At 50.0% G+C, this 5,708-nt stretch carries 6 protein-coding genes; 5 read left to right on the top strand and 1 reads right to left on the bottom strand.

Translation table 11 applies throughout. The annotated features are described in order from the left end of the window. Nucleotides 1-1,840, bottom strand: a 1,840-nt coding sequence (locus IQ219_RS16140; protein WP_194073281.1) for a chromosome segregation ATPase, incomplete at its 3' end; no start/stop codon positions are given. A 249-nt stretch (nucleotides 1,841-2,089) separates the two neighbouring features. Between IQ219_RS16140 and IQ219_RS16145 the strand changes: the two genes are divergently transcribed. From IQ219_RS16145 to IQ219_RS20445, 5 genes are all read left to right on the top strand, one after another. After that, nucleotides 2,090-2,461 carry a VOC family protein gene (locus IQ219_RS16145; protein WP_190598196.1) on the top strand — a complete coding sequence of 124 codons (372 nt, stop codon included), beginning with the start codon at nucleotides 2,090-2,092 and terminating at the stop codon, nucleotides 2,459-2,461. 126 nt (nucleotides 2,462-2,587) lie between these two features. Next, nucleotides 2,588-3,745 (top strand): 7,8-didemethyl-8-hydroxy-5-deazariboflavin synthase subunit CofH, encoded by a 1,158-nt coding sequence (gene cofH / locus IQ219_RS16150; RefSeq protein ID WP_194073282.1) that lies wholly within the window; start codon nucleotides 2,588-2,590, stop codon nucleotides 3,743-3,745. A 136-nt stretch (nucleotides 3,746-3,881) separates the two neighbouring features. Then, on the top strand, nucleotides 3,882-4,466 hold the full coding sequence (locus tag IQ219_RS16155) for an HD domain-containing protein (protein ID WP_194073283.1): 585 nt from the start codon (nucleotides 3,882-3,884) through the stop codon (nucleotides 4,464-4,466). Nucleotides 4,467-4,499: 33 nt separating this feature from the next. Further along, complete coding sequence (locus IQ219_RS16160) at nucleotides 4,500-4,880, top strand: cupin domain-containing protein (RefSeq protein WP_194073284.1); 381 nt, start codon at nucleotides 4,500-4,502, stop codon at nucleotides 4,878-4,880. A gap of 279 nt (nucleotides 4,881-5,159) precedes the next feature. Further along, a partial coding sequence (locus tag IQ219_RS20445; RefSeq protein ID WP_194073285.1) for a sugar transferase occupies nucleotides 5,160-5,708 on the top strand: 549 nt, incomplete at its 3' end.

Consider the following 5,708-nt stretch of genomic DNA (forward strand, 5'->3'; position numbering starts at 1 on the left):
GAGCAACGGGGGTAATGGGGAGCGGGGACGGTTGACTGAAGCTACGCCATTCCTGCAGAAAATTTTGGGCACTACCATAGGCGGCGCTTTCGGCAGGAATTTGCTGGAGGGCCCGGATGGCCTGCTGGTAGTTACCGGCCCGGGCCTGTTCCTGGGCTAGGGACAAAATTTGGTAACTCCAATTGTTGACCAACTGTAGGCGTTGACCACCGGCATCGGTGCTGCGGGGCACTTGGCGAATTAGTTGTACCGCCTGGCCGAGGGAATCCACGGTGCGGGAAGAGGCCATTTCCTGGGCTCTCTTTAGGTTATTTTGGGCATTAATTTCTGCCTGCCACCGGCTAATTTGTAGGCGGGCTTCCCCGGACAGGGCCCGGTTCCTCTCTATCTGACGGGCGGTGCTAATGGCTGCTTCATAATTTTTGGCATTGGCCAAGGCGATCGCCTGGTCGAGGATGGGTTGGTCAGTGCGGCGCTGGATGGTGGCCTGCCATTGATTAATACTTTGGCGAGCCTCGGAGTGTAAAGCTCGGCCGGCGCCGATCCGTTCTGCTTGCTGAATAGCCTGTTCCAGATTACCAGCAGCGGCCAATTGTCTTGCTTGCCGCAGAATGGGACGGTCTTCATCTATTTGGATCCGTTCTGTCCAGTTGGCAATGTCCCTGGAAGCTTCCTGGTGGCGGGGATTGTCCTTGGTAATCAATTTCGCCTGGGCGATCGCCTCGTTGAGGGCGCTGATGGTGCCAATTTCCGCAGTGTTGCGGGCTTGGGCCAACTGTTGCAGGGCAGTTTCTTCTCGACGCCAATCCTTAACTAATTCTTGGGCAAGGTTGTAGTAGGGGCTATTGCTGTCTGTTAACTTTTCTGCGGTGGTGATGGCTAAGCCCAAACCTTCCACAGTGCCCATTTGCGCTTCCAGTCCCGCCGTGGCGAGAATTTGCCAATCGTTCAAATCCTGGGCGGGGAAGTAGGACTCCGGCAAACGACTCAGGGTATTGTTCAAAGTTTGCCAATCTTGACGCTCAATCATAGTTTCAATGGAGCCGGTCAGTTTATCCACCGCCTGGGCAATTAATTTCTGAGCCTCTTGGTAGGCGTAGCTATCCTTGGGAATTTTGGCCGCATCCTCGATCGCCTTGAGCCAATTATCAGCACCCCCACGGCGGAGAATGCGATAGGCGTTGTCTAACTTACTGCTCTCTTCCTGGGCAATTTGAATATTGCGGATGGCTTGGTCATATTTAGTGGTAGCCCAAAAGACATTGTCCAGATTCAACAAACGCACTGCATTGCGAAAAGCACTGTTCCAACGGGAGTTACGCAAATCCGCTTCCACTTCAGCATAGATAGTTTCCCCTTCCTGCCAGAGCCCCCGCCAAACGTTAATTCTTTCCTCCACTAAGTCGTAGGCCTGCACATGGTCTGGGATTTTTTCTGCAGCGGCGATCGCCTCTTCTAACAATCCTTTTTGGAAATAATCCTCTGCTAGATCTAATAAATCCGTGGCCCAGGTTTCGATATTGCGGTTAACTTCCACTGCCAAAGGGTGATCCTTGGGCAAGGCGGCCAAAAGATTAATGGCCCGCAACAGGCCATCAACGGTTTTTTCCTCCGCCGATAACTGGGCACAGTAAAGCCGCATGGAGGCCGAAGCCACCGGCCAAAACACCCTGGAACATTGGGGGCTTTTCGGCAAAACTAACAACCAATTGGTGGAAACTAGACCGATGCCCCCCGACATCAAAATCAGAAAAATCGCCCAAAACTGTAGGGGTAACCGTTGCAGTGGCAGACCAGATCGAAAATAGCGGACAACGGGGAGATTAAAGGTCTTATTCATCTGCAATTACAGGGGAGAAAGCTAGTCAGCCTCGGCTATCTAGGCGATCGCCGGCCAGGCTCAAACAAAACCAAGTTACTAATGGGAGCCATATTTTTCTGGCCAATCTTAACATTAGTTGACCTGGAAGGATTTTAACTGAGAGATGGCGTTAGGCTAGGGTCAGACTGCTTTCTCTTACTTATTTTTGTGGCGGGAATCCGGTCAAAATTAACCAGAGTCGTAAAGTTACCGATGGGGGACGGAGCCATGGTTTTCTACAAAAAAGCGTTTCTTACCATCGGCGCGGTTCACTTTGCTGAGGTGGTGGCCTTTTACCAATCCCTCCTGGAGCAGGAGCCCCTTCCCTACTCCCCGGGACGTTATGCCCAATTTCAGTTACCGGGCATGGTTTTAGCTATTTTCTCTCCCCATCCAGACCATGCCTGGGAATTTTCTGCCCCTGAACGGAGTGGCTTGAGCCTCTGTTTGGAAATAGCAGATCTAGCAACGGCGATCGCCAAGATTGCTCAGTTCTATGCCCCCATCAAGGAACAAACTATTATCTATGCCAGCCATGGGCGGGAAATTTATCTCTATGACCCAGCGGGAAATCGCATTATTCTTCACGAAAGTTGCTAGATCTTATTCGCCAGTTAGCTCGCAATGGACTCTAACCGGGCGATCGCCAATTTGAAAAAAGGCATCGGGCAAAACTGAGGTTACACTGTGGAGGACTGCCCAATTTTCCTCCCCTGACCCAGGCCAATGGTTCTATCTACCGTTAACCTTACCCTGATTGAAGAACTTGCCGCCCAAGCCCTGGCCCTGGAAGACCTGACTCCCCAACAGGGTTTGCAACTCCTACAATGTAACGACCCCCAAAGTTGGGAATTAATCAAACAATATGGCGATCGCCTACGGCAGAAATTAGTGGGGGAAACGGTCACCTATGTGGTCAATCGCAACATTAACTTCACCAATATTTGCGAGCAACATTGTAATTTTTGCGCCTTTCGTCGGGATGACGGGCAAGCGGGGGCCTACTGGTTAAATGACTCGGAAATTTTCAACAAAACTAAGGACGCAGTGGCCCAGGGAGCAACGGAAATTTGCCTCCAGGGGGGGTTAAATCCCCAGGCAAAAATTAACGGTTCCAGCTTGGCCTATTACGTCAACTTGGTGGAAACCATCAAGGGACAATTTCCCCAACTCCATCTCCACGGTTTTTCTCCCCAGGAAATTCAATTTATTGCCCGCCAGGATGATTTGACCTATGGAGAAGTGCTGATGGCCCTCAAATCCGCTGGGCTGGATTCCTTACCCGGTACGGCGGCAGAGGTATTGGTGGACCGGGTACGGCGTATTATTTGCCCCGAAAAAATCGACAGTCAAACTTGGTTGGAGATCATTGGCTTAGCCCATCGCCACGGTTTACCCACCACCAGTACCCTCATGGCTGGCCACATTGAAACCCCAGAGGAGATTATTACCCACCTCAATCGCCTGCGACAAAGACAACAAACCAGTTTGGCCCGAGGTTATGCCGCCAGTATTACTGAATTTATCCTCCTGCCCTTTGTGGGGGAAAAAGCGCCCCCTAGCCTGAGGAAAAGGGTCGGTAGAGACCAGCCAGATTTAAATCAAGCCCTGCAAATTATGGCGATCGCCCGTTTGTATCTAGGAAAATGGATCGTCAATCACCAACCAAGCTGGGTCAAACTAGGGCTAACGGGGGCCACCACCGCCTTGGCATGGGGCTGTAACGATTTGGGGGGCACTTTGATGGAAGAACACATCACCACCATGGCCGGGGCCAAAGGGGGCACTTGCCTGACCGCAGCCCAACTGCAAAATGCCATCATAGCCATGGGCCGTCCCCATCAACAGCGCACTACCCTCTACAAGCACCTCAAGACGAATTAAAATAAAATTGACCTAAAATAATTCTTTAAGCGTTTAAGCAGGTAATCAGTTGAAGCTCTGATTTCGTTTTTCCTTTGCTTGAGTTAGCCACAGCGGATCTTTACTCGGATTAGCAAGATTGACATTAGTAATTTCTATGAATCTATCAAATCCTACTGCCCTCACTGCCCGCTTTGGTGATGCTCTGGTATTGGCTAACCAATTACATGCTGAACAATACCGTAAGGGTTCCCGGGTGCCCTACGTCAGTTATTTGTTGGGGGTGACGGCCCTGGTGTTGGAAATGGGGGGCAATGAAGATGAGGCGATCGCCGCCTTACTCCATGATGCGGTGGAAGACCAAGGAGGCATGGAAACTTTAGCTATGATCGAAAATAAATTTGGCCAAACGGTGGCGACCCTAATCAAGGCTTGTTCCGACAGTACGAGCGTGCCCAAACCTCCCTGGGAACAACGCAAACAGGAACACTTAGCAAAAATGCGTCAGGTTTCCCTCGCGGTGCTGAAAATTTCTTTGGCAGATACCCTCCACAATGCCCGCACCATCGCCATTGATTTACGTCGCCATGGGGATGAAATTTGGCAAAAGTTCAATCGGGGTAAATCCGGTATTCTTTGGTATTACCAATCCCTCTGGAGCATTTACCAAGACCGTAACCCCAATGCCTGGTCCAATGAGTTGATTGATATCATCGATGGGTGGCGCTATGGCAAGTTGTGATAATTTTTAGCAGAAGTAATAAGGATTGCGAAAATGGCTAAATCAACCATCACTTACTGGAACCCATTAACTTCAAACAATCAAAACGAGTGGCATCCCATCGAAGGTCTTGAAGGCATGGCCGAAGAACTAACCCTTAGTATTGATTGCGAATCGGGGGAATATACTCGTTTAACCCGCTTCTTTCCCTGGGCCGACACAACACCATTGGGAAGCAAAAGTCATGGATATCCTGAAGAGATCTTTATCGTGAGCGGTCGCCTATATGATTGTGCTTTTCAGATGTGGTTAGAAACTGGCCATTACGCAAGCAGACCCCCCGGCGAAATTCATGGGCCCTTTAAAACGGAGGAAGGGTGTGTGGTTCTTGAAGTGTCCTTCCCAAATAAAATCAGTAATCCACCAAATACTTAGCAAAAAGTGTATTTGGGCTAGCGTTACGGCAAATTCCGAATTAACCTGATGCACATAAAACAGTTGTAACGCCCATTCTGTAGAGTTTTTACTGTGCCACCCTGATACCGCCACCGCTGTATTGGGGAGGAATTGCCATCGAAGCAAAGAAGTTAGACAACGATCGCCAAAGTTAGACATGGGCGTAAACAGGAACGTAGATCTGCCCCTGGGATAGTAGGAATAGGTCAACGGAGCCCCCTCCCAGACCAATGCCTCCTTCATCCCCTGGTAATCATTATGGCTAGCGCTGTTCAACTAATTGAAATGCCCGCTGTGTTTGGTCAAGCAGAAGTAGTTGCTCTCCATGATCAGTTAAGAAATTGGCTCCATCAAGAAATTAACGTAGAAGCCCAACTGCAACGAGTAATTTTTGATTTTGCTAAAACCCAGGGGTTGGATAGCAGTGCCATCATTTATCTACGACGGTTAGGGCGTTGGGCCCAGGCCCGGGGCATTGAAATTATGGGTTGGAGCGTGGGGCCAAAAGTACAGACCCTTTTCCAGCAGGCTGGCATTGATGAGTATTTAACCCTGCCAGCGGTCACCAACCAAGTGATTGCCCCAGAAGAAAAATTAGCGCTGGAAGTCCATCCCTCAGTCCAGTCCAAGGCAAAACGGTTGATGGATATGGTAGGGGCAGTTATGGGTTTGGGAATCACCGCTCTGTTATTTGTTCCCCTGGCGATCGCCATTAAGTTAGATAGTCCTGGCCCGGTGCTTTATTCTCAACTTCGCTGTGGCTATCGGGGTAAACAATTTCGGATTTGGAAATTCCGTTCCATGGCT

The organism is Synechocystis sp. LEGE 06083, assembly GCF_015207725.1.
Classification (GTDB): Bacteria; Cyanobacteriota; Cyanobacteriia; order Cyanobacteriales; family Microcystaceae; genus Synechocystis; species Synechocystis salina.